Annotated in this window: 26 protein-coding genes and 1 pseudogene; 10 read left to right on the top strand and 17 right to left on the bottom strand. The window is 53.8% G+C overall.

The window, feature by feature from the left end; genetic code table 11:
• The first annotated feature begins 231 nt into the window (after window positions 1-231).
• The 3 genes from FD744_RS01385 to FD744_RS01375 are packed head-to-tail and all read left to right on the top strand — an operon-like array spanning window position 232 to window position 4,064.
• Complete coding sequence (locus FD744_RS01385) at window positions 232-960, top strand: gluconate 2-dehydrogenase subunit 3 family protein (RefSeq protein ID WP_160866999.1); 729 nt, start codon at window positions 232-234, stop codon at window positions 958-960.
• An 18-nt stretch (window positions 961-978) separates the two neighbouring features.
• Window positions 979-2,748: a GMC family oxidoreductase gene (locus tag FD744_RS01380; protein ID WP_160866998.1), complete on the top strand. Its 1,770-nt coding sequence runs from the start codon at window positions 979-981 to the stop codon at window positions 2,746-2,748.
• 2 nt (window positions 2,749-2,750) lie between these two features.
• Complete coding sequence (locus FD744_RS01375) at window positions 2,751-4,064, top strand: cytochrome c (RefSeq protein ID WP_160866997.1); 1,314 nt, start codon at window positions 2,751-2,753, stop codon at window positions 4,062-4,064.
• Window positions 4,065-4,303: 239 nt separating this feature from the next.
• Here the strand turns inward: FD744_RS01375 and FD744_RS01370 are convergent, their stop codons facing one another.
• Together FD744_RS01370 and FD744_RS01365 are read right to left on the bottom strand one after the other, a co-directional pair.
• A complete protein-coding gene (locus FD744_RS01370; RefSeq protein ID WP_160866996.1) occupies window positions 4,304-4,768 on the bottom strand; it encodes a heme-degrading domain-containing protein in 465 nt (154 codons plus the stop codon).
• A gap of 93 nt (window positions 4,769-4,861) precedes the next feature.
• Window positions 4,862-5,875, bottom strand: coding sequence for a LacI family DNA-binding transcriptional regulator (locus FD744_RS01365; protein WP_160866995.1), 1,014 nt, complete (start codon window positions 5,873-5,875; stop codon window positions 4,862-4,864).
• 199 nt (window positions 5,876-6,074) lie between these two features.
• On the opposite strand from FD744_RS01365, the gene FD744_RS01360 reads away from it, so the two are divergent.
• Window positions 6,075-7,271 carry an L-talarate/galactarate dehydratase gene (locus FD744_RS01360; RefSeq protein ID WP_160867185.1) on the top strand — a complete coding sequence of 399 codons (1,197 nt, stop codon included), beginning with the start codon at window positions 6,075-6,077 and terminating at the stop codon, window positions 7,269-7,271.
• Here FD744_RS01360 and clcA read toward each other — a convergent pair.
• Both clcA and FD744_RS01350 read right to left on the bottom strand, forming a co-directional pair.
• Window positions 7,268-8,671: a H(+)/Cl(-) exchange transporter ClcA gene (gene clcA, locus FD744_RS01355; protein ID WP_160866994.1), complete on the bottom strand. Its 1,404-nt coding sequence runs from the start codon at window positions 8,669-8,671 to the stop codon at window positions 7,268-7,270. The two genes, FD744_RS01360 and clcA, sit on opposite strands and share 4 nt — an antisense overlap.
• A gap of 100 nt (window positions 8,672-8,771) precedes the next feature.
• Window positions 8,772-9,119 (bottom strand): cupin domain-containing protein, encoded by a 348-nt coding sequence (locus tag FD744_RS01350; RefSeq protein ID WP_160834154.1) that lies wholly within the window; start codon window positions 9,117-9,119, stop codon window positions 8,772-8,774.
• A 264-nt stretch (window positions 9,120-9,383) separates the two neighbouring features.
• Between FD744_RS01350 and glsB the strand changes: the two genes are divergently transcribed.
• The gene (gene glsB / locus FD744_RS01345) at window positions 9,384-10,310 is read left to right on the top strand and encodes a glutaminase B (protein ID WP_058962017.1); all 927 of its coding nucleotides are present in this window, start codon (window positions 9,384-9,386) and stop codon (window positions 10,308-10,310) included.
• 4 nt (window positions 10,311-10,314) lie between these two features.
• On the opposite strand, the gene FD744_RS01340 is transcribed toward glsB, so the two are convergent.
• Window positions 10,315-11,256 (bottom strand): D-2-hydroxyacid dehydrogenase, encoded by a 942-nt coding sequence (locus tag FD744_RS01340; RefSeq protein WP_160866993.1) that lies wholly within the window; start codon window positions 11,254-11,256, stop codon window positions 10,315-10,317.
• A 186-nt stretch (window positions 11,257-11,442) separates the two neighbouring features.
• Between FD744_RS01340 and FD744_RS01335 the strand changes: the two genes are divergently transcribed.
• Entirely contained in the window at window positions 11,443-11,859 is a 417-nt protein-coding gene (locus FD744_RS01335) for a DUF2946 domain-containing protein (protein WP_097118729.1), read from the top strand.
• A 62-nt stretch (window positions 11,860-11,921) separates the two neighbouring features.
• The gene (locus FD744_RS01330) at window positions 11,922-13,679 is read left to right on the top strand and encodes a DUF2534 family protein (protein WP_160866992.1); all 1,758 of its coding nucleotides are present in this window, start codon (window positions 11,922-11,924) and stop codon (window positions 13,677-13,679) included.
• A 43-nt stretch (window positions 13,680-13,722) separates the two neighbouring features.
• Here FD744_RS01330 and FD744_RS01325 read toward each other — a convergent pair whose 3' ends face one another.
• The 3 genes from FD744_RS01325 to FD744_RS01315 all read right to left on the bottom strand — a co-directional run bounded on the left by FD744_RS01325 (window position 13,723) and on the right by FD744_RS01315 (window position 16,393).
• A complete protein-coding gene (locus FD744_RS01325; RefSeq protein WP_160866991.1) occupies window positions 13,723-14,739 on the bottom strand; it encodes an NAD(P)-dependent alcohol dehydrogenase in 1,017 nt (338 codons plus the stop codon).
• Window positions 14,740-14,996: 257 nt separating this feature from the next.
• Complete coding sequence (locus FD744_RS01320; RefSeq protein WP_160866990.1) at window positions 14,997-16,013, bottom strand: NAD(P)-dependent alcohol dehydrogenase; 1,017 nt, start codon at window positions 16,011-16,013, stop codon at window positions 14,997-14,999.
• Between the two features lie 110 nt (window positions 16,014-16,123).
• Window positions 16,124-16,393, bottom strand: coding sequence for a hypothetical protein (locus FD744_RS01315; RefSeq protein ID WP_160866989.1), 270 nt, complete (start codon window positions 16,391-16,393; stop codon window positions 16,124-16,126).
• A gap of 288 nt (window positions 16,394-16,681) precedes the next feature.
• Between FD744_RS01315 and FD744_RS01310 the strand changes: the two genes are divergently transcribed.
• From FD744_RS01310 to FD744_RS01300, 3 genes are all read left to right on the top strand, one after another.
• Window positions 16,682-17,242, top strand: a complete 561-nt coding sequence (locus FD744_RS01310; protein WP_160866988.1) for a thioredoxin — start codon at window positions 16,682-16,684, stop codon at window positions 17,240-17,242.
• Between the two features lie 114 nt (window positions 17,243-17,356).
• Window positions 17,357-18,280 (top strand): extracellular solute-binding protein, encoded by a 924-nt coding sequence (locus tag FD744_RS01305; protein WP_160866987.1) that lies wholly within the window; start codon window positions 17,357-17,359, stop codon window positions 18,278-18,280.
• On the top strand, window positions 18,280-19,062 hold the full coding sequence (locus FD744_RS01300; protein WP_160866986.1) for a molybdenum ABC transporter permease: 783 nt from the start codon (window positions 18,280-18,282) through the stop codon (window positions 19,060-19,062). Before FD744_RS01305 ends, FD744_RS01300 begins: the two co-directional genes overlap by 1 nt.
• A gap of 130 nt (window positions 19,063-19,192) precedes the next feature.
• On the opposite strand, the gene FD744_RS01295 is transcribed toward FD744_RS01300, so the two are convergent.
• The 9 genes and pseudogenes from FD744_RS01295 to FD744_RS01260 all read right to left on the bottom strand — a co-directional run bounded on the left by FD744_RS01295 (window position 19,193) and on the right by FD744_RS01260 (window position 26,513).
• Window positions 19,193-19,666, bottom strand: a complete 474-nt coding sequence (locus FD744_RS01295; RefSeq protein WP_160866985.1) for a heme-binding protein — start codon at window positions 19,664-19,666, stop codon at window positions 19,193-19,195.
• A gap of 86 nt (window positions 19,667-19,752) precedes the next feature.
• Complete coding sequence (locus FD744_RS01290; protein WP_160866984.1) at window positions 19,753-20,364, bottom strand: response regulator transcription factor; 612 nt, start codon at window positions 20,362-20,364, stop codon at window positions 19,753-19,755.
• A 4-nt stretch (window positions 20,365-20,368) separates the two neighbouring features.
• Window positions 20,369-21,700, bottom strand: a complete 1,332-nt coding sequence (locus FD744_RS01285) for a sensor histidine kinase (protein ID WP_160866983.1) — start codon at window positions 21,698-21,700, stop codon at window positions 20,369-20,371.
• A gap of 150 nt (window positions 21,701-21,850) precedes the next feature.
• Window positions 21,851-22,453 carry a VasL domain-containing protein gene (locus FD744_RS25940; protein ID WP_160866982.1) on the bottom strand — a complete coding sequence of 201 codons (603 nt, stop codon included), beginning with the start codon at window positions 22,451-22,453 and terminating at the stop codon, window positions 21,851-21,853.
• A gap of 32 nt (window positions 22,454-22,485) precedes the next feature.
• Window positions 22,486-22,602 (bottom strand): annotated as a pseudogene (locus FD744_RS25495) (hypothetical protein); the annotation flags it as partial.
• Window positions 22,603-22,616: 14 nt separating this feature from the next.
• A complete protein-coding gene (gene tssC, locus FD744_RS01275; RefSeq protein ID WP_160866981.1) occupies window positions 22,617-24,164 on the bottom strand; it encodes a type VI secretion system contractile sheath large subunit in 1,548 nt (515 codons plus the stop codon).
• Between the two features lie 28 nt (window positions 24,165-24,192).
• A complete protein-coding gene (tssB, locus tag FD744_RS01270; protein ID WP_160866980.1) occupies window positions 24,193-24,690 on the bottom strand; it encodes a type VI secretion system contractile sheath small subunit in 498 nt (165 codons plus the stop codon).
• Between the two features lie 363 nt (window positions 24,691-25,053).
• Window positions 25,054-25,830: an ABC transporter ATP-binding protein gene (locus tag FD744_RS01265; RefSeq protein ID WP_160866979.1), complete on the bottom strand. Its 777-nt coding sequence runs from the start codon at window positions 25,828-25,830 to the stop codon at window positions 25,054-25,056.
• Window positions 25,827-26,513 carry an ABC transporter permease gene (locus FD744_RS01260; RefSeq protein ID WP_160866978.1) on the bottom strand — a complete coding sequence of 229 codons (687 nt, stop codon included), beginning with the start codon at window positions 26,511-26,513 and terminating at the stop codon, window positions 25,827-25,829. The genes FD744_RS01265 and FD744_RS01260 overlap by 4 nt, the downstream gene beginning before the upstream one ends.
• Between the last annotated feature and the right edge of the window lie 2 nt (window positions 26,514-26,515).

Here is a 26,515-nt window from a genome sequence, read left to right as displayed (position 1 = left end):
TGGCAATGGCGGGAAAAATCCAGCCTACGGAATCGCGTGTTGATTAACAACACGCGCATAACGTCTTTCAATACTTTCTGAGAAATCATAATAACGAACATGGATTCGTCGTGGACGGCTGCGCGCTAATTAACGTGTGGCCGGTCTATGTCTGAATGTCCGGAACGTCGTGCTCTGTCAATATTAATCTGCCGTGTCCATCAGACGATGGAATGATTAAGGGAAAGAAGTATGAACCGAAGAGAAGCGCTCTTTTCGCTGAGCGGTATTGTCGCCTCACTTGCCGTGGCACCGCAACTGCGCGCCAAAGAGCTGCACAATGTGCCGCTGGAAACCCAGCTCAGTGCCGACCATTTGCCACAGCCAGCGTGGCAAGACGGTTACCAGGTGCTCACCAACCCACTGGATCGCCAGAATCTACAAGCCATTTTTGATCGTTTAATCCCGGCCGATAAGCTAGGGCCTTCAGCTACTGAAGCGGGCTGTATTGAGTTCCTCGATAATCAGTTAGCGGGGGATTACGGTTCAGGAGCCTCGCTTTATTTGCAAGCTCCACTGCATCCTGAAAACGAAGAGAAAATGATGGGCAGCCCTCAATTTCTCTCGGCACCCAAGGAACGCTATTTAACCGGTCTGAAGGCACTGGAAAGCTGGGCACTAAAAAATCATCAATCTTCCTTCCATGCGTTGAATGCCGAACAGGTTGATAACTTCCTGACAAAAATGGAAGACGGAAAAATTGATTTGGGGGCAGAGGTGAATAGCCAGGCCTTCTTTGAATTAATGCTACAGAACGCCCGGGAAGGTTATTTAGCCGATCCGATTTACGGCGGTAATAAAAACATGGTGGGCTGGAAGATGATTGGTTTTCCTGGTGCCCGCTATGACTACCGCCCTTATATCGAACGCCGCAATGAAAACCTGGCGCTTATTCCTGTCAGTCTGATCCCCAACGATTAATACCCCGGAGCTGAGTCAATGTCATTAGAGAGAAATAAGGCTGACGTGGTGATCGTTGGTATGGGTTGGGCCGGTTCGGTGATGGCGGAAGAGTTAACCCGCGCCGGGCTAAATGTGGTCGGTATCGAACGTGGCGCGTGGCGAGACACTTCTACCGATTTCCCAGTGGCGATTGATGCCGATGAACTGCGTTTCCACACGCGCCGCAAAATTTTACAGCCGATGAGTGTCGAAACCACCACGTTCCGCAACCGCAGCGACCAACTTGCCGCACCGGTGCGCAACTGGTCCGCGTATCAGTTTGGCTGGAACGTCGGTGGTGCAGGCACACACTGGGCAGGCATGTCCTGGCGCTTTACACCGTGGGATTTTGAAGTGGCGACGCAGACCCGTGAACGTTACGGCGCGAAAAAGATGGCAGGCTTGCAGCTGCAAGACTGGGGCGTGACCTATGACGAAATGGAACCTTTCTACGATCGCTTCGAGCGCATCGCTGGCACCTCGGGCTACGCCGGAAATCTGAACGGTGAAAAACGCACGGGCGGCAACGTCTTTGAGGGCGCACGCAAACGGGATTACCCAACGCCACCGCTCAAAGATACCCATTGGATGAACAAATATCGCAAGACCACCGAGAACATGGGGTACCACCCTTTCACGGTACCCGCTGGCAACCTGTCTCAAGCTTATGTTAACCCATTAGGCGTTAGCATGGGGCCATGCACCTATTGCGGTTTCTGCGATTTCCACGGCTGCGGTAACTTCTCCAAATCGTCGCCACAGGCCTGTATTTTACCGGTGTTGATGCGCCGTCCAAACTTCACCTTGCTGACGGAGACAGAAGTCCTGCATGCCGTGAAGCATGAAGATGGCAAAACCGTGAAAGGCGTGAAATTTGTCACTCAGGATGGCGTGGAAGGTTTCCAGCCTGCCGATGTCGTCTGCTTCACCGCTTACCAGATGGATAACGTGCGCCTGATGCTGCTCTCCGGCGTCGGTGAGAAATACGATCCGCTCACCGGCCGTGGCACCATTGGTCGCAACTACAACTATCAGACGTGTTCAAGTGTGACCGGTTTCTTTGATAACGAATACATGAACCCGTTTATCGGCGGCGGTGCTTTAGCCGTGCAGATCGATGATTTTAACGGTGACAACTTCGATCATAGCAATCTCGATTTTATTGGTGGCGCGGGGATTATGGGCTTCTCCACCAATGGCCGTCCGATTCAAAACATGAACGGCCTGCGTCCCGGCACCAAACGCTGGGGAAGCGAATGGAAGGCCGGTTATGCACGTGATTACCAAACAGCGGGCACCATCTTCTGCCAGGGCACGTCGATGCCAATGCGTGATGCTTTCCTCGATCTGGATCCTAACTACAAAGATCGCCACGGTCAGCCATTGCTTCGCGTCACTTTTGATTGGAACCAAAATGACAAACGAATGGCAAATTACGTGACCGATCGCGCCATCAATATCATGAAGGAAGTGGGCGGGCAGCATCTGGTGATCGATAACCAATCAGAAAAAAGCTGGAACCCTTACATGCAGCACAGCTCGCACACCATTGGCGGCGCAGTCATGGGTGCCGATCCGAGTACTTCCGCGCTCAACCCTTACTTGCAAAGCTGGGATGCGCATAATTTGTTTGTGGTCGGTGCCTCGGCCTTCCCCAACAATGGCGGCTACAACCCAACCGTCACCGTGGGTGCGTTGGCGGTGCGTGCGGCGCAAGCTATCCACCAGAAGTACATCAATAATCCGGCACCGCTGGTGGGAGCATAATCATGGCGAAGGCAAAGAAAATTACCTATACCCTCGCGGCGTTGGCCGTGGTCGCCGCCATTGGCGTGACCGGCAGAATGTGGGTGGTGATGGACAGCTCACGTTCAAATGTGGCAGATGATAAGGTCAAATTAGCCGATTTCCACAGCAGTGATGCGGATGCCATTAAACGTGGCGAATATGTGATGCGCCTGGCGGACTGCGCGGCGTGCCACAACGCGGATTTCTCAGGCGGCTACAAGATCGACACCCCCTTTGGTGCACTGCAAACTTCCAACATTTCACCCGATCGTGAAACCGGCATCGGCAACATGACGGAGCACGATTTCTTTAATGCGGTCCGTCAGGGACGCGGAGAACACGGCTTCCTTTATCCTGCGATGCCTTACACTGCCTATACGCAGATGAGCGATGCCGACATGCACGATCTCTGGGCCTATTTCTCCGCGCAGAAGCCGGTGAAAAATGCCATCGATGAAAACGCTGGCATGAACTTCCCGTATAACATTCGTCTGGCGATGGCGGGTTGGAACCTGTTGTTCTTTGATAACAAAGCGTTCAAGCCTCAGAGTGCGCAGAATGATGCCTGGAACCGTGGTAAGTACATCGTTGACGGCCCCGCGCACTGTAGTGTGTGCCACACCGCACGTAATGCGTTAGGAGGAGAGATCAGCAGCCAGTATCTGCAAGGTGGCAACTTAGGGACATGGTATGCACCTGATATCTCGCCGAATCCTCATGCTGGCATCGGAAAATGGAGCGATGAGCAGATCGCGGATTACCTGAAAACCGGCTCCAACGGGGAGAGTGTTGCGGCCGGTCCGATGGCAGAAGCGGTTGAGCACTCAACGCAATATTTCAATGATCAGGACCTGAAAGCCATTGCCACCTATTTGCGCAGCCTGCCCGCTTCTGCAACGGCTAAGCCAATTGCATTTGTGATGGATAAGACGAAACACGATCAGGCGGCACTGCGCTATGAGGTGGACTGCTCAGCCTGCCATGGCTTGTCGGGAGAAGGTATCACGGGTATGGTGCCGGCTTTTGCGGGTAACACCGCGATGCAGAATGATCCCAGCAACATGATCCATGCGCTGTTGGATGGGGCGCGAGCGCCGCACACCGAAGGACGCCCAACGTCTGCCGGCATGCCTGCCTTCTCATGGAAATTGAACGATCAAGAGATGGCAGATGTGCTCAACTACGTGCGCAATTCATGGGGCAACGAGGCTGCCGAGGTGAAAGCCAGCGATGTTGCCACGCTGCGCAAAGCCACGGATGCGGGAGATAAGCTGAAAGTACCGGCAGCGAAATAACGGCTTCTCGTCAGTCATCAACGCGCCGCTATTCTTTCAGTCAGAAGAGTAGCGGCGCATCCAATGAAGTGAAGCCGAAAGTTGGACACCATTCTAACGTGCAGGCGGAATGACAAGGAGCAGTAGTAAGCATTCACCTTGTCTCACTCCCCTCTCGCACCAATCATTGAGCCGGGAAGCGTGCTCAATAAACGGTTTTCTGTTTTTATCGTGCTCGATGACGTCTCATTGCGTCGGAATTAGCGCAGCAGTTGGTTGATTCCCCACAGTGCTAAAGCATGATCGTCTACAGAAGGCAAACCACTGATGCTAACTGCACCAATGATCGCGCCCTGCGGGCTCAGCAGCGGGAAGGAGCCACCGTGATCGGTGTAATCTTCCTGACGAATGTTGCGCTGCTGCGCCATACGTTCGCCCTTCTGCTCATTAGCGAACCCTACGTACATCGAAGAGTGGCCGGTCAACAGCACCGTGTTGCGTTTACGACGCATCCACTCCAGATTTTCGGGCACGGAACCGGGTAACGCCGCCAGAAACAGCACCTGCCCAAAAGCATAAACTTCGATAGCAATTGGCGCATTCATTTCGCGGCCACGCTGTTGAATGCCTTGACCAATTTGCCAGGCCAAATCGAAATCAAACTGCGGTAAACGGTGCTCAGCTTCCTGCTGTAGCAGGGTTTCTAATGAAGGCAGTGCTGACATTGATAGAATCCTCTCAAAATGAAATTTATTTTCCACTTTTTATAACATGGAAAATATTTTTCGCATGTGATGAGGATCGCAGTTCAGTTTGGGTTAACCCGAATCACGCGACACCATGGTAAACCCCATATCAATAATCAGATTTTCCACCGTCTGATGTTGCAGGCGCTTTAACAATTGCTCTGCAGCAAGTTCACCCATGCGGTGCCGGTCAATGCGAACCGTTGAAATCGCCGGATAATTTGCCGCTGCGAAATCCAGGTCGCCAAAACCAATCACCGCCAGCTGCTGCGGAATGTTTAAACCACGCGCCTGTGCCGCCATCAATGCGCCCTGCGCCAGCGTGTCTGAACTGCACACCAGCACATCGACATCCGGATGTTGCTCCAGCAATTGCGAACTGGCTTCGCGACCGCGTGCCATTAGCGCCGGGAGTTGAACGGGCACATCAGCCAGCGGTTCTATATCCAATGACATTAACGCATCCAGCAAGCCCTGTTTACGCTGCAATGCGCGGCGGTCATCTGTCCATATTAGACCCGGCTTTTGATAACCGCGCTCGGCAAGGTAGGTCGCAACGCGAGCACCGATTTTCTCATGAGAAAAACCCACCAGCATATCGATAGGCGTCGGCGTCATATCCCAGATTTCAACCACTGGAACGTTGGCTTGTAACAAGACCTTTTTCAGCTGTGCACTGTGATGAATACCGGTCAGCACGATGCCATCCGGACGGCGAGACAACAGCGTGGCTACGGTTTCGGCTTCTGTTTCTGCCTCGTAACCGGTGACGCACAGCAACATGTGGTAGCCCTGCGCACTCAGGCTGTCATTCAGGCTCTGAATGGTGTCGACGAACATGTTGTTATTGATTTGCGGCACCACAACGGCAATCAGGCGACTACGATTGCTCGCCAGACTGCCCGCTTGCGCGTTGGGAATGTAGCCGGTGGCGCTGATTGCCGCTTTGACTTTGGCGACAGTCGCCGGTCGAACCAGATGCGGGGAATTGAGCGCACGACTCACCGTCATCGGCGAGATTCCCGCGACGCGGGCGACATCTTCCAGCGTAGGGGCAGCATTGCGCTCGGGGTTGCGTAGTTTCATGGCGGCTCAGGGTAGAAGCAGATAGCGCTAGCATAGCAGGCCGCCCTATCAAAGCCAGCGCAAAACGCTGAGAATGTTAGGGCTATCATTTAAATCCCCGAATTGTCCATTCTGTGATCGGCTCTGCATTAAAGCTCAACGTTAATGGCGCATAGTCTTCTTCGATTCAAAATGTTAGCGCAATCATTTACAGGAGAACATCATGTCGAGTGTGAATTCCAGTGCCGTAAGCTATGCCAAAACAACAGGAGCCGGTAATGCCTCCGAGAGCGGTGACCGCATCGTTTGGGTCAATCTGTCACTGGCGTTTTTGCCGCTGGCGACGCCGGTGAGCGATGCCAAAGTGCTGACAGGACGCCAGAAGCCGCTGACAGAAGTAGCGATCATCGTATCGGAGATCGAAACGCGTGACGGTTTCCAGGGCATCGGCTTCAGCTATTCCAAACGCGCGGGCGGCCAGGGCATTTACGCCCATGCTTGTGAAATGGCCGATGCGCTGATTGGTGAAGATCCCAATGACATCGACAAGATTTACACCAAACTGCTGTGGGCAGGCGCGTCCGTGGGCCGCAGCGGCATGGCGGTGCAGGCCATTTCACCGTTTGATATTGCACTTTGGGATATGAAAGCACGGCGTGCCCAGTTACCCCTGGCAAAGCTGCTCGGCGCGCATCGTGATTCCGTGCAGTGCTACAACACTTCGGGCGGTTTCCTGCATACGCCCCTTGATCAGGTGATCAAAAATGTGGCTATCTCGCGTGAAAATGGCATTGGCGGCATCAAACTCAAAGTCGGCCAACCTAATACCGCTGAAGACCTGCGTCGCCTCACTGCGGTGCGTCAGACACTGGGCGATGATTTCCCGTTAATGGTGGACGCGAACCAGCAGTGGGATCGCGAAACAGCGATTCGCATGGGACGTAAGATGGAGCAGTTCAATCTGGTGTGGATTGAAGAACCGCTCGATGCCTACGACTTAGAAGGTCACGCCGCACTGACTGCCGCGCTGGACACGCCGATTGCCACCGGTGAGATGCTAACCAGCTTCCGTGAACATGAGCAGCTCATTCTTGGCAACGCCAGCGACTTTGTGCAGCCGGATGCGCCGCGCGTGGGCGGTATTACGCCATTCCTGCAGATCATGGGTCTGGCGGCGCGCCACGGACGTAAACTGGCACCCCACTTCGCGATGGAGATTCACATTCATCTCGCCGCCGCCTATCCCATCGAACCCTGGCTGGAGCATTTTGAGTGGCTCAACCCGCTGTTCAATGAGCAGTTAGAACTGCGTGACGGCCGTATGTTGATATCCGATCGTCACGGCCTCGGCTTCAGTCTTAGCGAACAGGCGCGCCGCTGGACCACGCTGACACACAGCGTGGGTAAACGTCCTTAGTGGATCTTTGCGCTGGCGTGACCGCTGAGCTGAGCCTTAGCCAGCGTGCGCGCCAGAATCGAAGAGTACAGCGGTTTGCCGCCAAAGAACTGTGCAGCAAGGGTTGCGCCCAGGCACGTGATGATCATCGGCAGAATCAGCTGATAGTTGTTGGTCATTTCCAGCACCAGCACAATGCCGGTTAAGGGCGCGCGCACCGAAGCGGCAAACAGTGCGCCCATGCCGGCCACGGCAAAGGTCGCGGCCTCCAGTTGATAACCGGGGAACCAGTGAATGCACAGTTGACCGAAACAGGTACCCAGCAAGGTGCCCAACGTCAGCATCGGCGCAAAGATCCCGCCCGGCGCGCCTGAAGAGAAGCAGCAAATTGTCACCAATGTCCGCAAGGCGAACAGACCGAACAAGGCCAGCGCGCTGTAACTTCCCGCTGAGAAATCGGGAATCAGCGTGATCCCCCCACTCACGGCAGCAGGCAGAAACAGGCCAAGCACACCACACAATCCCGCCAGCAGGCTGCCCCACATTACCCAGGCGGCAATGCGGCCTTGATGTAATCGTTGAAACTGATCCTGCGCGAGAAATATCAGGCGGTTAAACGCCACACCGCAGCCGCCAAACAGGATGCCAAGCAACAAATAGAGCCAAAGCGTGTTGGTAGGCGCATCGCGCAACTGGCCGATGTTGATAATGGCTTCATTACCATTGCATAAACGAAATACGATGCTGGAAACGATCACGCCGACAAACACTGCTTTGATTGAAATCAGGCTGTAGCGAAACTGCGGACGCATCTCCTCAATAATAAACAGAATGCCTGCCAGCGGCGCATTGAAAGCCGCCGACAAACCCGCCGCTGCGCCAGTGGCGATTAAGGTATGCCGGGATTCAGATGATTTTACGCGGAACAGATCCAGACACATGCCGCCAATATTGCCGCCGATCTGCACGGTTGGGCCTTCGCGCCCCAACACCATGCCTGAGCCCAGCGCTCCCATACCGCCAAGAAACTTCACCGGCAGCACGCGCCACCAGCGCACCGGACGCAGCTCTTCCAGTGCCCCTTCGATTTCGGGAATGCCTGAACCACCCGCTTCCGGCGCGAATCGCCGCACCAGATAATAACCAATGGCCCCCAATACAGCGGAAACCAGAAAAGCACACAGGACCTTAAAAAGGGGATGAGTGGCAGCGTTTTCCAGCCAGTTCAGGCGCGAATGCAGGATGAAATTCACCGCGCGGTCAAAGGCAACACCGACCAAACCGGTAAGCACACCGACCAGTGCGGCGAGCAGCAATAAAGCCACGGGTGTTTTATCGCGGCGCAGCAGCTTTTGCAGCAGCATAAAACGTCCGGCGCGCATGGCGTTCTCAGGCTGACTGGCATTTTGCGAAACAGACATGCAGATCCTCAATAACATCAGCGCCGCCATTCCAGCGACGAAAAGGCGTCAGCATAGCTAACTCAGGCGATCGCGTAACGCAATCATTGGCAACAGAATTTTACGGTTGGCTGGGCAGTTCACCATAATGTACCGCCAGCCACACTGTAGGGCCCTGGCTATCGGTCCAGCAAACGCGATGGCGGCAGCCTGCCGGAATATCGATAAAATCGCCGGGTAACAGTGTGCGCGCTTCGCTTTCTCCTTCCAACTGCAATCCAGCTGAACCCTGTAAAATCATCACCCATTCACCTTGCGTCTGGCTGTACCAAAAATCGGGCGGACTGGCTTGCCCGGTTGAAACGATACGTTCAATCAGGAGATTGGGTTGTGACAACAGCGCTTCGAAGGTTTCAGCGCTGCCGCTTTGCACCGCTGACGGAAAATCACGCAACAGATTGGTCAACATAATGTGAGCCCGATGTTTTTGCTGGATTTATGCACTGTAACGCAGGCTTCACCCGGAAGGCTCACAGAATTTTACGTCGCCCGTTGACGAGTTAGGGGCAAATCACCATGATCCTGGCCTTAAAGATCATGCTGTCTCTACTACCGCACTTCGATTGCCATTCTCTTGATTGCGCAGCTGATAGCGGCTTCATGACTGCAGATAGGCGCTATGCAACACGCCGCAAACGTATTTGAAACGGAAAAACAAGAAAATTGGAGCCATCTGGTGTCAGAACTCACGAATGGATTGCTGGAAGAAATTGTCGCTGAAGTCCGTCCTTTAACGCGACAGGGCAAGGTGGCGGACTACATTCCCGCATTGGCCGGTGTCGATGCCGATCAGCTCGGCATCGCCATTGTCACACCCGATGGCCAGCGCTTTCAGGCTGGCGATGCTTCCACGCGTTTTTCTATTCAGTCGATCTCCAAAGTGCTGTCACTCACGGTCGCGTTGACGCTGTATGACGATGCCGAGATCTGGCAGCGTGTGGGTAAAGAACCTTCCGGTCAGGCGTTTAACTCGCTGGTGCAGTTGGAGCTGGAACAGGGCAAACCCCGCAATCCCTTCATTAACGCCGGTGCGCTGGTGATGTGTGACTTGCTGGAGAGTCGTTTAACTGCCCCGCGCCAGCGTATGCTGGAGATTGTGCGCCGCCTGGCTCAGCAAAGCGACATCAACTATGACCGTGTGGTTGCTCGCTCTGAATACGAGCATTCCGCCCGCAATGCCGCGATTGCCTGGCTGATGAAATCATTTGGCAATTTCCACAATGATGTCAGCAAAGTGATGGAAACCTACTTCCATTACTGCTCACTCTCCATGAGCTGTGAAGAGCTGGCGCGCACCTTTCTCTATCTCGCTAACCAGGGACGCAGTCAGCACGATGAGTGGGCCGTGATCTCACCGCGTCAGGCACGCCAGGTCAATGCGCTGATGATGACCAGCGGCATGTATGACGGTGCAGGCGAGTTCGCCTGGCGTGTGGGAATGCCCGCGAAGTCGGGCGTAGGTGGCGGCATTGTCGCGGTCATCCCCGGTGAGATGTGTATCGCGGTGTGGTCGCCGGCGCTGGATCACTCCGGTAACTCTCTGGCGGGCACCGCGCTGCTGGAGAAACTCACCGAGCGACTGGGCCGCTCGATTTTTTAAGCGCTTAGCTCACCACATGCGTTGGATTGCCCTGAGCAAATCCCTCGAGATTAGCTTCAATACCGCGCAACAGATTGTTCACTCCCTGCTGGCTGGCCCAGGCGATGTGTGGTGTCAGCAGCAGGTTAGGAATTTCCGGTTGCAACAGCGGATGATCGGCTGCCGGTGGTTCACTGCTGAGCACATCCAACGCTGCACCGGCAATCACACCCTGACGCAGCGCGTGGGCCAGTTCCGTTTCATTGATCAGTCCACCGCGTGCAGTGTTGATTAGCCAGGCTGACGGCTTCATCTGCGCCAGCGCCTGCAAATCGATTAACTGCTGAGTTTGCGGCGTCAGCGGGCAATGCAAGCTCAACACATCACTACGCGCCAGCACCTCTTCAAACGGAACATAACCAGCGCGCGGCGCTGAACTGCCTTTGCGGTCCGCGTAGAGTACCGTCATGCCGAGCGCTTCTGCCATCGCACCCACCGCGCTGCCGATGTCGCCTTTGCCGACAATTCCTAAGGTCGCACCGAAAATGTCCTGAATCGGCTGGCGATGCACACAAAAATGGGACGATGCAGGCCAGGCCGCGCGCGTGCTGTTGGCGTAATCCACCAGATGGCGACGCAGGGCAAATAAGGCGGCAATCACGCCTTCGGAGACGCTTCGCGTGGAGTAGCCGGGCACATTACTGACCACAATGCCGCGTTCACGACATGCATCCAAATCGATGCAGTCGTAACCCGTTGCCGCGACACAGATGTAGCGCAGATCCGGCAACTGTTTCAGTGTTTCCGCGCGCAGCGGCACTTTGTTGGTGATGGCAATCTGCGCGCCCTTTAAGGCAGAAATAATGTCGTGCTGTGCCGTTGTTCCACGAAAATCCCATTCCGTACACCACTCCGGGCGTGTCGGCGGTGTAGGCAGCGTATCACCATCCAGCATCACTATTTTCATCGCTTCTCCGTTTACATGTTTCCGCACTGTTCTCATCAGGTTGCATTTAGGTTAACAAATACAGCGCGTAAAGTGACTTTTTTCAAAAGGTGCGAATTTTTTCTAAATTAGCCTGAGTTTCTGTAACCCTTCTGCGGCAATGGCGTTACACTTCGGCCTCATTTGTTGAATCATTTCGCCGCCGCCATGACCTTTTCACATCAACTTCGCCAGCGCCTGACTGCCTGTATCGCCATCCTGGCGGTGCTGTTGCTGTTTGTCGCGCCGATCGTATCGAAGTCGTTGATGGAACGGCAAAGCCGCATGATGGATATGCCATCCCACGGCATGACGTCTGAAATGTCGATGCATCATCACGAAATGATGATGGATATGGCGATGCCGGGCATGGACCATCACATGATGGAAGACGGTGAATTCGCCTGCGGCTACTGTGACTTGCTGGTGCATGTGCCGTTGATGATGTGGGTGTTTATCCCCTTCATCTGGCTGATGATGGTGATTTCTCGCGCCCCACCGCTGCCGCCTCTGCAGGCTCCGGTGATCCGACGCTTTAGCCCAACACACCGTCCGCGTGCGCCGCCTGCTGTTCTCTCCTGCTGATAACATCATTAACGACGCACCTTTTTGCGTCACGGCATTCTCTAACCGGAAGGAAGACGGCTTTGTCTGCTGCTCACTCTGCAGCACCGCGTGGTGCGGTGCTTAATCTACTTCGTCGCTTACATTTTTATATTGGCCTGTTTGTCGCGCCCTTTATTTTTGTCGCGGCACTCAGCGGCACGCTCTATGTGCTGACGCCACAACTGGAAAACGTCATCTACTCCGATGCGTTAACGGCACAACCCAATGGCCCTGCCCAGCCACTGTCTGCGCAAATCAGCGCGGCACGCGCCTACGCAGGTGAGAAACAGCACATTTACGCTGTGCGGCCTGCGCCAGGCGCAACGGATACCACTCGCGTACAGTTCAGCGATGCCTCATTGGGCGCTTCGCAGTCTCGCGCGGTGTTTATCGATCCTTATAGCCTGAAAGTGAAAGGCGACATGACGGTGTACGGCACCAGCGGCGTGCTTCCGCTGCGTACCACGCTCGATTTACTTCACAGCAGCTTGTTGCTAGGTGATTTCGGCCGCAACTACAGCGAGCTCGCGGCGTCCTGGTTGTGGGTCGCCGCGCTGGGCGGCGTGGTGCTGTGGCTGGGCACGCGCCCGAAACGTAAGCTGAAAGCCGCGCGCAAGGGATTCGCCTTTAGCCGTCACTGGCATATCACGCTGGGTCTGACGCTGGTGCTGGGATTGGTATTCTTCTCCGCCACCGGTTTAACCTGGTCGCAGTGGGCGGGTAATAATATTGACCGCTGGCGTACGGAGTTGAACTGGCTGACACCGCAGGTCAACACCTCACTCAATGGCGATACGGCGCCCGCCGATCCTCATGCTGACCATCACAGCATGCCAGGCATGCCTGATATGGATATGTCGAATATGGACATGTCCAGTATGTCGATGTCATCAATGGCAAAACCGGTTGCGCAGCCCGCGAAGCCGATGCCCAACAACCAGCCGGACAGCGATTGGGATCGCGTACTCAACGCCGCCCGCCAGGATGGATTGAGCGCCAGTAAGCTGGAGTTACGTCAGCCGAAAAGCGCGGGCAAAGCATGGGCAGTGACCGAAATCGATCGAAGCTGGCCGACACGGGTTGATGCGGTTTCCGTGAATCCGCAAGACTTCACGATTGTTGATCACGTCTATTTCGCCCAGTTCCCACTGGTGGCAAAACTGACGCGCTGGGGCGTGGATGCGCATATGGGCGTGCTGTTTGGCTTGCCTAACCAACTGTTGCTGGCGTTCTTTGGACTCGGTTTATGCACGATGATCGTGCTGGGTTATCGCATGTGGTGGGCTCGCCGTCCGCAACAGGCGGAAGCCAGCCCGGCGAAAACATTAACCGAAACCTGGCTCGCCATACCGCACTACAGTAAAGGCACCTGCTTGATAGTGGCGTTGGCGCTGGGTTATGCGCTGCCGGTGATGGGCGTAAGCCTGCTGGCGTTTTTACTGATCGATATTCTGCGCTGGCGTAAACAGCAACGTGTTCCGATGACCGAAGCAGAGATTCTGGCGTCGCAGCAGTCACCGCTTGGCATTATTCGCGCTCGCTTTACGGTGAAGCGCAAGGAGATGCGTAACTTCCTGCGCGGCGTGTGCATTCTGGCGGTGATTGTCGTTTCGGTGATGAGCAATGCGATTATTGGCGGAGTGATCGATCAATACGGTATCCCGTTTAGCCACTGGTCATTGACGATGTACATCACGCAGGGGTTGATGATTGCCTTATACAGCGCAGTGTTCACCGCACTGATGTCGATTCCGTTGTGGTACTTCTTCCTTGGCGAAAGTGACCCACAAGGTAAATAAGGGTTGGTGCGCAAGGATGCGCACCTCATCTCGTCAACGAAACTTAAAAATCCGCTTTGAGTACCACGCGATAATGGGCTTTTCCCGCTCTCACATGTTCTAACGCGGCATTGACCTGCGACATCGGAAATTCCTCCACCTGTGGAGCGATATCCACGCGGGCAGCTAACTTGAGCAAGGTACGTAACTGAGCGGGAGAACCGGTTGAAGATCCTGTTAGCGCACGATCGCCGACAATCAAACTGAACGCCGGAACCTTAAACGGCTTCATCACCGCGCCCACCGTGTGGAACTTGCCTTGTCGCGCCAGTGCCTGGTAGTAGGGCTTCCAGTCTAAATCCACGGCTACGGTGCTGATGATCAGATCAAACTGACCGGTTAATGCATTCAGGGCTTCCGCATCGCGGCTGTTTACCACCCGATTGGCGCCCATCGCCAGAATGGAGTCAGTTTTGCTGGCATTGGAGCTAAATGCGGTGACTTCCGCACCCATCGCACGCAGCAGCTTAATCGCCATATGCCCTAGTCCGCCAATTCCAATCACCCCGACGCGGCTGGTGGCGTTGATGTTATGCATCAATAACGGTTTGAATACGGTGATGCCACCACACAGCAACGGACCTGCAGATGCCAGATCCAACGTCTCAGGCAGTGGAATCACCCATTGCCAGTTGGCACGCAGATGGCTGGCAAAACCACCACGGTTATTGATGGTCGAGACTTTGCCATTTTCGCAATTCACCTGATCGCCTGCGATGCAGGCATCACAGTGATGGCAGCTTTTTGCCGTCCAGCCGATACCGACGCGTTGCCCGATGCTGAGCCCTTTGTTCTGCACCGCCTCTCCCAGCGCCGCCACGCGACCAATCACTTCATGTCCGGCAATCAACGGATAACGTGAACCTCCCCACTCATTATCGATCATCGACAAGTCGGAATGGCACACGCCGCAGTAATCGACTTCAACCTGTACGTCTTCCGCTGCCAGCGGGCCGGCATCATATTCATATGGCACTAACGCCCCACCCGCTTGCAGAGCGGCATAGCTGGAAATCTTCATCGCTGTCCTCGGAGTTTTGCTCGATAGAGCATCAGAGTAGCAAAGTGATGAGCAATATAATGCTGAATAATCAGGTTATTAGTAAGGGGAATGCTGTTTGGAAGGACGATGCAGCTTAAGAATGGAGGGGCGAAGAATCGGTGCGCACGATGCGCACCGCAAGACTCAATGTCGGCATGGCTGCACTGCAACGCAATAGTCGGACCCTCATCTGACATTGAAGTTGCAAGGGCATGGCTGCCGACCCTATCACCATGTTAGAAATCCGCTTTCAGCACCACGCGGTAATTCGCTTTACCGGCGCGGACATGATCCAGCGCGTCGTTGATTTTCGACATCGGGAAGGCTTCAACCGTTGGCGCAACGTCAGCACGCGATGCCAGTTTCATTAACGAACGCAACTGGCCCGGAGAACCGGTTGATGATCCGGTCACTGCACGATCACCCATGATCAGGCTGAAAGCCGGAACTTCAAAGGGCTTCATCACGGCACCCACGGTGTGGAATTTACCGTGCGGTGCCAGCGCCTGGAAGTACGGCTGCCAGTCGAGGTCTACTGCAACGGTGCTGATGATCAGATCAAACTGACCCGCCAACGCATTCAGTGCCTGCGGATCGCGGCTATTCACCACGCGGTCGGCACCCATCGCCAGGATGGATTCGGTTTTACTGGCGTTGGAACTGAACGCGGTCACTTCCGCACCCATAGCACGCAGCAGTTTGATCGCCATATGACCAAGACCGCCGATGCCGATCACGCCCACACGACTGGTGGCATTGATGTTGTGCATCAGCAGCGGTTTGAACACGGTAATACCGCCGCACAGCAGTGGGCCGGCAGTGGTGATATCCATTGACTCTGGCAGCGGGATCACCCATTGCCAGTCAGCACGCAGATGGCTGGCGAAACCACCTTTGTTCATGATGGTGGGAACAGAACCGTTTTCGCAGTTGACCTGCTCGCCGTTGATACAGGCATTACAGTGCTGGCAGCTTTTCGCTGTCCAGCCAATGCCCACACGCTGACCGACTTTCAGTCCTTTGTTTTGCGCGGCATCACCCAACGCGCTGATGCGACCAATCACTTCATGGCCAGCAATCACTGGAAACGAGGAGATGCCCCACTCGTTATCAATCATCGACAGGTCAGAGTGGCAGACGCCACAGTAATCGACCTCAACCTGTACCTCTTCAGCTGCCAGCGGACCGGCCTCATACTCAAAAGGCACCAGCGCATCGCCTGCATTCATCGCGGCATAACTTTTGATTTTCATTACTGTCCTCTGTTTCAGCGTTTTCGACTCACTAGTCTAGCAGAGCGTATGCCAGGATTATGGCGATAAATCAATCAATTATCCGCGATTTGTAAGAAAAGCATTCAGGGTTAAAGCGGATCATGATTGAGCGGGCTGCGAAAAGCGTGGCGTGCCGCTTCAACCAACTGGCTGGCTGTTACTGTGGGTGGCAAGCGCGTCAGCACTTTGCTGGCTTGCCAGTAACATAGCACCATCTCTTCATCTGTTTCGTTTTCGGCCATTTCACGCAACCGTCTACGCAGGGTTATCACATCCAACGTTTGCTGCTCATCCACCATCTCCGCGATGGTCTGGTTAATGACCTGATGGATGATTTTCCAGGATATTTCGGCAAACACATTGAACCTCGTTGCTTATCTATTGGCTCCAGGCAAATGAATAAAAAGTGCGGCGCTGACCGCACAAAAAGAGAACAAAGCTGGCATAACTATAGCCGTTTATTTTCTGAGCAAATGCCGGAACAGCGGACATTCTTGTAGTTAACGGATCTATAAAATGATTTTTATTTTGCATCGTGCTGACGACCGCAAATGTCCTTGTAACAAAAAAGCATAAACCTAAGCTGGCTGTCGTCGCCGCGCTTTGCCAAAGTAGGGCAACGTTTAACCTCGCAACAGGGAATGAATATGAGTCAAACCACTGCTTTACACGCCGATCCATTAATCTGGGGCCACGGCCCCAAAGTGTTTGAAGTGTTTCTGGAACCCACCTGCCCGTTCTCAGTCCGTGCTTTTAATAAGCTGGATGCGCTGCTGGTATTGGTGGGGGAAGATAAGATGACGCTGAAGATTCGGCTGCAATCCCAGCCATGGCATATGTATTCCGGACTGATCGTTCGTTACATCCTCGCCGCATCCACTTTGCCAGAGGGCAAAGCCGCTGCAAAACGTGTGCTGCAGGCGGTCGCCGATCATCGTGAGGAGTTTGAGTTCACCGATCACAGTCATGGGCCCAATATGGACGCGACGCCGAACCAAATCCTTGCACGTTTGCAGCAGTACAGCGGCATCGATGCACACGCGCCGTTCCTGCGCGCCGAGCTGCAGAACGAAATCAAATGGCATTGTAAATATTCGCGCCAGAACGGTATTCACGTCTCACCCACCTTTATCACCAACGGCCTGGTGCAGTTGGATATTGGCAGCGGTGATGATATTGAGTCCTGGGCACAGCGCATTCTCGCCTGATGTTTTCAGCCCGCTGCGGCGGGCTATCCCCATATTTCGCAACAGATTTCAGCTTGCACTGATTGCACAATTTCCGATAATCGTTATCTACCTAATTATATAGCGAGAAAGGGAATGCAAGTCAGATACCTCACAGCATTGATGTTAACCGCCGCCGCTGGCCTCAGCTTGCAGGCACAAGCCAGTACCGATATTCGTGTGACTTATGCCGGTTCGATGGGAAAAGTGATGGACCAGTCATTAGGTCCAGCCTTTGCTAAACAGAACGACGGAAAATATGAAGGGCAAGGCCAGGGTGCATACGGCATGGCACGTCTGCTGGCGAGTAAAAAAATCACCGCTGACGTGTTCGTCTCCATCACGCCGGGCCCGATGCAGATTTTGAAAGATGCAGGGTTGATTGATGATGCCGTACCGGTTGCCAGCACTAGCATGGTGGTGGCGTACAGCCCGAAAGGCAAATTTGCCCAGCAGTTTGCACAGGCCAAAGGCACAGACGCTAGCTGGCTGAAAGTGCTGGCGACACCGGGCATTAAGTTCGGGCGTACTGACCCGATCAACGATCCAAAAGGCCAAAATATTATCTTTACCCTGCTGCTGGCTGAGAAGTATTACAAGCAGCCGGGCATCGCCGATAAAATTCTCGGTGGCTACCAAAACCCTGCTCAGACCCATCTTGAGGGCGGCCTGCTGGCTCGTCTGGAGAGTGGTCAGGTCGATGCTGCGGCAGGTTATGAGAGTGAAGTGATTTCCGCACATCTGCCTTACGTGGCGCTGCCGGATGAGATCAACCTGAGCAATCCAGACATGGCAAAACAGTGGTATGACACTGTGAGCTTCAGCGTCAAAGACAGCGCGGGCAAAGATAAAGTGCTGCACACTCAACCGCTGGTTTACTACGCAGCCGTGCTGAAAAACGCTCCGCACGGTGCGGCGGCGGGTAAAGCCTTTGTCGATTTCATGCTGAGTAAGCCAGGCCAGGCGCTGTTTAAACAGAATGGCTACGCCGCGCCGAAAGGCGGAGCTGTTTATCAGTAATGAAGACCGGTCACGCCACCGCGCTTTGGTTGTCACTGCCAGCACTGATGTTGCTGGCCGTGCCATTCGTCACCCTGATTGGTGTCACTCAATGGCAGCACATGCACCTCGCCTGGGGCGATGGGAGTGCCATCTCCACCTCTTTGGGATTGGGCGCGATTGCGCTGCTGTTGATCTTTATCAGCGGATTGCCGGTGGCGTGGTGGTTGTCGCAGGCAAAGGGTCGCGCACGCGCCATTGTGGAACTGTTGGTGATGATTCCATTACTGACGCCTCCGCTGGCAATGGGGATTTTACTGGTGAGCGCTTACGGACCTTACAGTGTTCCGGGGGAATTACTGGGGAAATTTGGCTGGACGCTGGTTAACAATCCTGCCGCGTTTATTCTGGCGCAATGGTACGGCGCACTGCCCTACTTCATTACCACTGCGCGTTCCGCTTTTGCGGGCGTTCCGCAGGATATTCTGGATGCCGGTCGTACCTTAGGTGCCTCACCGTGGCAAGGATTTTGGCGTTTGTCGGTTCCGCTGGCCGCGCCGGGTTTGGCCTCTGCAACAGCTTTGGCGTGGGTGCGCGCCATGGGTGAGTTCGGCATTGTCATGATTTTCGCCTATTTCCCTCAGGGCATGCCGGTTCAGCTTTATAACAATCTGCAAAATGACGGCGTCGATGCGGTGTACGTACTGCTGTGGTTGCTGCTGTTGTTTACCTTACCGGTGCCGCTGCTGTGTTTTGTGGCGTCAAGACGCGTACATTATGGCAGTTCATCAGTGGAGTCATAGCGCGGCAGGGAAACCGATATTCCGTAGCTGGTGGCCTGCAGGACGTGCCCTGGCTATGTTGGACAGGCTAATTGAAATGACACGACAGACCATGTGCTTGATGGGCGCAATATATTGCGCCCATCATGACTTAATCAATCGCTTTCAATGCATCCAGCGCGCAAGCCTCATCAAGATTACCGCCCGGCGCACCACCGACACCAATCGCGCCAATCACCTGATTACCACTTTTTACCGGCACGCCACCGGCTAACAGCAGAAAGCCTGGTACGTCACGCATATTCTGCGCGCCTGGATTGTTCTGTGCCGTTTCCATCACTTTGCCACTCAGATTCCTGATACTCAACGCGGTGTAGGCCTTCATACGGCTCGCTTCTACGGTGTGCGGACCGGCATTGTCCATACGCTGTACCGCAGTCACTAAACCTGCGCGATCCACCACTGTCACGGTGACATTGTAATTTTTTGCTGCGCAGGACTGAATAGCTGCGCTAGCCAGTTTTTGCGCCTCAGCCAATGACAGATTGGATTCAGTCACGGCGGCCTGGCTGCCAAAAGAAACAAATGCCGCCGCAGCAGCAATCAAAGAAAGGCGAATAGTCATGTGTCACTCCTGAGTTATGTTAGGTGACACTGTAAAATGAGAGCAGGTTAATAAATATTCGGGTGATCACGCGTTCTGCCAGGTAGTTATACCTGGTTAAGTTGCTGCCAGGCGTGAATCAGTTGCGCAAGATTGTCCATTTCCAGTTTAGTCAGAACTGCGGCGCGATGGGCTTCAACCGTTCGTGGTGACAGCGATAAATCACGCGCTATCTCTTTGCTGGTCTGCCCGGCAATCATCAGTTGCATCACTTCGTTTTCACGCACCGACAACAATGCAAAACGCGACTGCAAAATCTGTTGCGCCTGCCAGCGCTGCGCGCGCTGTCCACTTTCATGCATTGCCTGGTGCACGCTTTCCAGCAACGGTTCAATCTCTAACGGTTTGGTGTAAAACTCGAAAGCCCCCTGACGGAACGCACGGCGACAGGCTTCAATCGTGCCATGACCGGTCATGATGATCACCGGCAGCAGCGGATGCCTTTCGCCCTTCTCTGCCAACCAGCTAAGGCCACTGATGCCCGGCATGCGGACGTCCAGCAACAAACAGCCGCGCAGCGGTTCCTGCGCTGACGTAGCCGCCTCAAATGAGGCCAAATCAGCAAAGTCGGCAACGTCATATTCCAGCGTTCTCAAGAGAAAACCCAATGATTCACGCACCGACAAATCATCATCCACTAACCAAACTTTTGCGCTCATTCCGTTACTCCGCCAGTGGGAAAATTAGGGTGATTTCCGCGCCGCCTTCGGCGCGGTTTGCCAGCCGCAGCTGGCCATTCATGCGTAACATCAAGCTCTCAACCAGCGTCATGCCAAGCCCCATGCTTTCTGGTCGCGAGCTGTAAAACGGCATACAGGCCTGCGCTAATCCTTCGACAGAAAAGCCTGGTCCGTTATCACTGATGATGATTTTAATCTCGTGCGCCAGGCGTTCTGAATTGATAGCCACCCACGCATCCGCCTGCCCTTGCTGCATGTGGATCGCATTTTGTAGCAGATTGTGAAAGACCTGTTCGAGCCATTGTTCGTCGCCGATAACACGCGCGTGGTCATGCTGAAACTGCTGATGAAGCACCACAGCGCCCGCATCCAGTTCTTGTTGTAATAGCACCGTGACTCGCCGCCATGTTGATTCAACACCGATCGCAGTCATCGCCACCGGGCGTTCGCTGACAATGTCGCGAAAACGTTGCAGCAAACCGGCCAATCGTTCAGTTTGTAAACTAATGGCACCGAGTGTCTGCGGCAGGCTATCGTGTTTGCCTTGCTTAAGCAGCAGCTGGCTGGTGTGTAACCACGTGTTAATTGCGGTGAGCGGCTGGTTAATTTCATGGATGATACCCGCCGTGAATTCACCTAAAGATTCACGCCGAGTGCGCTGGAAATAGTCAGCCCGCAGACGCATTTCGACGTTTTGTCGCCAGTGACGCAATAATTCCCAACCGAGAAAACCGATGATGAGCCACAACATCAACGCCAGCAGGGGCGGAGCGACATGCAGCGCACGCCAATCAGGATTCGCGCTGCCTTTAATCAGAAAAGGTTGGTAGAGGTTGATAAACGGACGCTGCCATTGCCAACGCGCCGTTTCAGAATAGGCCGAAGTTGATATTGCGGGCTGAGCATGAATATGAAATGCAAGTGCCAGCCCGACTTCAGGGGCTTGCACGGCAAAATGCAAATCCACCAACATGCGGAATTGTCGATAGGGATTATACAGCCAGTACCGTCCTTCGCTGGCATCTTCAAACCGCGGGCCGGTTAGCGGCCTGTTCTGTGTGTGCTCAAGCTGCACGATTTGCGGAAATTTCTTCTGCAATTCAGTAAGGTTTTCATCACCCGTCAATAATGGCAACAGAGTTTCATTCTGCGTTAAATAGGCCGCAATACGACTGAACTGCTGATGGAATTCCGCTTCACGCGTGCGCCGTTGATCCAGGATTTGTTCGGCAAGTAATGCGAACAAAGTCACCAGCGTAAGAAGTAGCCAGACCAGCCAATACCTTTTCATCCATGGGCGGTAAGTGTGAGGCATAGTTTTCCGTTGTTAAAGCGATAAAAAAGCCCTCCGGGTCAGGAGGGTTGTCGATACTGCACCAGCATCCATTCATGGTTTTGCAACGTTGTAACCTGCCCACCCATTGGATTCAATCTGTTTTACTGGTTTAGCGCTGATTTCAGAAGTCTACCTGGTACGACTTTGATTTAGATTGGCTTTTTCCCGATCGGTGAACGACTCTGCGTGATCCTGTTGTATGAGTTGATAACGAAACATCAGCTGTTTTAACAGTAATCCCGTCTGCGTTTGTTCACTCAGCTGATCACCATTACCCTCGGCATAACGTCGAAGTTGCTCTTCAACCGGAATCTGCTGGTTAAAGGCCTGCATCGCGGAAAAAATCCCCGTTTTAAGCTCACTCACCGTGAGATATTTTCCTTTAGTTTTATCCAGTCCATTGAGTTGTTCAGCCATATTTTCCAACTGCGCCATACCACGATGCCAGCTCTGTAATTTTTCCAACGATATCGCTTGTTTCTCTCTGCGCTGTTGTTCGAGCAGGGCTTGAGAGGCCATCAAGTGCTGATGCTGTTCGTATCGATACCAACTGCCACAGACAAAGACTAAAACGCCAGCCAGTAAGGCACAGCAGGCCCCACTCACAAATGATTTTAATGATGATGCCGTTGTGGGCGCGTCTTGCTGCTCATCCGCATCAGGATAGACCACATAAACGCGAGCCGGATCGCTGTGGTGTTCACTGTTGAGTGCTGCCGGAATAAGCTGCACCGGAGAGGGCAGTCTTTCTTGAAGCTGCGTTATGCCAGCGTCATGCCAGCGACAGTACCTGCCACATGCGCGTCCCACATAGCCTGCTGCTGGAACTGTTGCGGCGTCAGAAACGCGCCGTCTTCCCATAACGGACGGTAAATTTTCATTCCGGATAGCCGCCTTACGCTTTCGCTTTTGGCATCTGCGATACCAGCGACAGATTGACGTCCATGCCTTCCACCTGGAAATGGGGCACTGCGAACAGTTTCACGCGGAAGAAGCCCGGGTTATCTTCGATATCTTCCACAATCACTTTGGCATCGCGCAGCGGATGGGAAGCCTGCAACTCATCACCCGGATCGGTCATTTCGGTCACCAATCCACGCACCCAGGTATTCAGCTCCAGTTCCAGCAAGCGGCGATCTTTGGTGGTGCCGATGTTTTCGCGCTGAATCAGCTTCAGATAATGCGCGATGCGTGACAGCAGGAAGATGTAAGGCAAGCGCGCATTGATGCGGCTGTTGGCGGTGGCATCTGCGGTGTCATACAGCGCCGGTTTTTGCGCGGAGTTTGCGGAGAAGAAGCAGGCGTAATCACGGTTCTTGTAATACGAAAGCGGAATAAAACCGAGGTTCGCAAATTCAAACTCGCGGGTTTCAGGGATCATCACTTCAGAAGGGATTTTCACCTGATTACCGGTGCCGAGGTCATACAAGTGAATCGGGAGATCCTGCACCGCACCACCCGCCTGTGGGCCACGAATCTGCACGCACCAGCCGTTGTTGATAAAGCTTTTCACCATGTTGGCGGCGAAGGCGAAAGACGAATTGGTCCAGAGATACTTATCGTGATCTGGCCCTTTCACCTCTTCAACATAGTTAAAACTGCGCACCGGCACGGTATCTGGTCCGTACGGCAAACGGCCCAGCACACGCGGCATGGTCAGGCCGATGTAGCGAGAATCATCGGTGTCGCGGAAGGATTTCCACTTGATGTATTCTGCACGATCGAAGTAGTTGCCGATGTCCTTGATGGCAGCCACTTCTTCCATGGTTTCTTTGAGGAAGAATGCCGGCCCTGCAGAACCGATAAACGGCATATGGGCCGATGCAGCAACTTTCGAGATATTACGCAGCAGCGCCATATCCTGCGCAGAGGCATCGAATTCATAGGCAGAGATCACCGCGCCAATCGGTTCGCCGCCCGGCGTGTCGTACTCGGCAACGTAAGTCTGCAGGTACAGGCCGCTCTGGATAATTTCCGGTGCGTCTTCGAAGTCCTGACGCAGGTCTTCTTTCGACACATCAAGCACTTCCAGCTTCACGTTCTGGCGGAAATCGGTCTTATCCACCAGCGATTTCAATCCACGCCACACCGATTCCACTTTCTGGAATTCGTCATCGTGCATCACCGCATCCAGCTGGCGGCTGATCTGATAATCCAGCTCGGCAATGTGATGATCCAGCAGGTTTTTATCCAGTTTTTCGACTTTCTCACCGCTGAGTTTTAAGCGATTAAGAAACACCTGCATCGCCGCCGTGACGCGCTCGTCAGCAGTGGCGTCTGACATCGCCTGATTGTCTTGCCAGACATTCAGATCGCTCAGTGAGGTGACCGGATGGAGATTAATTTTATCGAACAGCGAGGCGTACACACCTTCCGCTGCAGGGTTTTCAAGCACGGTGGTACCACCGGAAGACAGGGTTTCATTCTGAACTGACATCAGCATCGTCTCTCATTTAGTCCGTTAAAAGGGTTCAGCCGTTATCGCTGGCAAGCGCAGAAAGTTCGGAACGCAGTTCGTCACTCAGTGCCGGGTCTTTCAGGATGATTTCCAGCTCTTTGCGGAAGGTGACGTTATCGAGCAGATTGGATTTGAGATCGCGTAGCAGATTGCGCATCGCGAGCATCGCTTTGAGTTGCGGAATTTGGCGGGCGACCTGTTCAGGTTCGAAGTCTTTGATGTTACTGAAGGTCAGATTGATGGCTTGTTCACTGCCATCCGCTGACAAGGTATCCGGCACGGTGAGTCGGACTGATGGCGAGAAGTCAGCGAGTACGCTATCGAAATTATTTTTATTGACGTTGACCTTTTCGCGTTCGCTCAGCACGCGATCTTCCTGGCCATTACTGAAATCACCGGTCACCAGCAGTTTGAGCGGCAGCTCCATTTTGCGTGCAGCGCCGCCTGTATGAACGTCGAGTTTGATGTTAACGCGCGCTTTGGGTATTTCATTTTGATAAGAATTACTCATATTTACTCCTGTAAGTGAAGCGCGGAAAGCACGCTTTAAGCACACTTTCCTTGTGTGATTCTGCGCGAATATATCTTAGGCTTAATGAGGATAGCAACAGGGTAAGATGATCTTTGTGATCTGATTTATATAGGAAATTTCTTACTTTTTATTTTAAGTCGTTGAAGTTAAGCGCGGTGCAGGCCCAGGAAGGGTCTGAAAATTAATGTTGTATACACTGTTTTTTTAACTGAAATCGTTAAGATAAATCGCAAGAAATATCCTAAAAATTAATGTATTTCAGGGTGAAATCGTTAACCAGGAAAATTTATTTTTTGCGGATTTAGATAAGAAAAAACCCGCCGAAGCGGGTTTGAAAGGAGGTTAACTATTACGCTGCAAGTGACTACTGACAAAAGCCCGGCAGCGATCAGAGAGCGGATCGCTAAACACTTGTTGTGGCGGCCCCGACTCTTCGATTTTGCCCTGATGCAGAAACACCGCTTTGTTGGAGACATCACGCGCGAAGCCCATTTCGTGGGTGACGATGATCATCGTGCGTCCCTCTTCAGCCAGACTGCGGATCACTCGTAACACTTCGCCCACCAGTTCAGGGTCGAGTGCGGAAGTGGGCTCATCAAAAAGAATCGCTTTGGGCTGCTGCGCTAACGCTCGCGCGATGGCCACACGCTGCTGCTGTCCACCTGACAGCTGCGATGGCCATGCGTTGCGCTTTTCATACAGCCCGACTTTATGCAGCAGAGCTTCGGCTTCTTCAATCACCTCTTTTTGACTGCGTTTCTGCACATGTACCGGCGCTTCAATAATGTTCTGCAGCACCGTTTTGTGCGGCCACAGATTGAAACTCTGGAAGACAAAACCCAATTGCATGCGCATCAGTTTGATACGACGCTGCTGCTCACGGCTGAGTTTCTCGTGGGGATTGTCAATGGTGACCACCTCATCCCCGACCGCGATTTCCCCGCCTTGCGGCACTTCAAGAAACGGAATACAGCGCAATAGCGTACTTTTTCCGGAACCACTGGCGCCAATCAGTGATATCACGTCGCCATCCTGCGCCGCCAAGCTGATGTCATGAAGCACCTCATGCCCGCTATAACTTTTTCTGAGATGACTCAGGGCGATAGTGGGTTTACTCATTGACGTGCTCCAACATGATAAGGTGACAAACGGCGCTCCAGCAGCGCCACCGCTTTACTGACCAGCACAGTCAGCAGCAGATAAATGATCGCCGCACTGATAAACACCTCCAGCGCGCGGAAAGTCTCTGACACAATCGAGTCCGCGATACCGGTCATTTCCATCAGGCTGATGGTGCTGACCAGTGAAGTGGATTTGATCATCGAGATAATTTCATTGCTGTAAGCAGGCAACGCCTGACGCACGGCGAGCGGCAAGGTGATGCGGCGCAGCGTCGTGAAGCGCGACATACCGCTGACTTTGGCTGCCTCAAGCGACTGCACGCTAACGGCATTAAGACCACCACGAAGAATCTCCGAGGTGTAAGCCGCATCGTTAAGCACCAGCGCAATCAACCCGCACCAGTAGGGATCGCGCAACAGCGGCCACAGCACGCTCTCGCGCACTGCCGGTAAACTCCCCAATCCGTAATAGATCATAAAAATCTGGATTAACAACGGTGTGCCACGGAATAGCCAGACGTAAAAGCGAGCAAAAACGCTCCCATATCGATTCTGACGCAGCAGATTAAGTACCAACGCCACCACACCACCACCCAACAGTGACAACACGGCCAGATTGAGTGTCAGCGGCAAGCCGCGCAGCAACGCGGCAAGCGTATGCTGTAAGAACGTGAAATCCATCG

This window comes from Pantoea sp. Taur (assembly GCF_009830025.1).
Taxonomy (GTDB): domain Bacteria; phylum Pseudomonadota; class Gammaproteobacteria; order Enterobacterales; family Enterobacteriaceae; genus Pantoea; species Pantoea communis.
The sequence above is the reverse complement of the archived record's forward strand: the minus strand, read 5'-3'. Positions and strand labels throughout refer to the sequence as shown.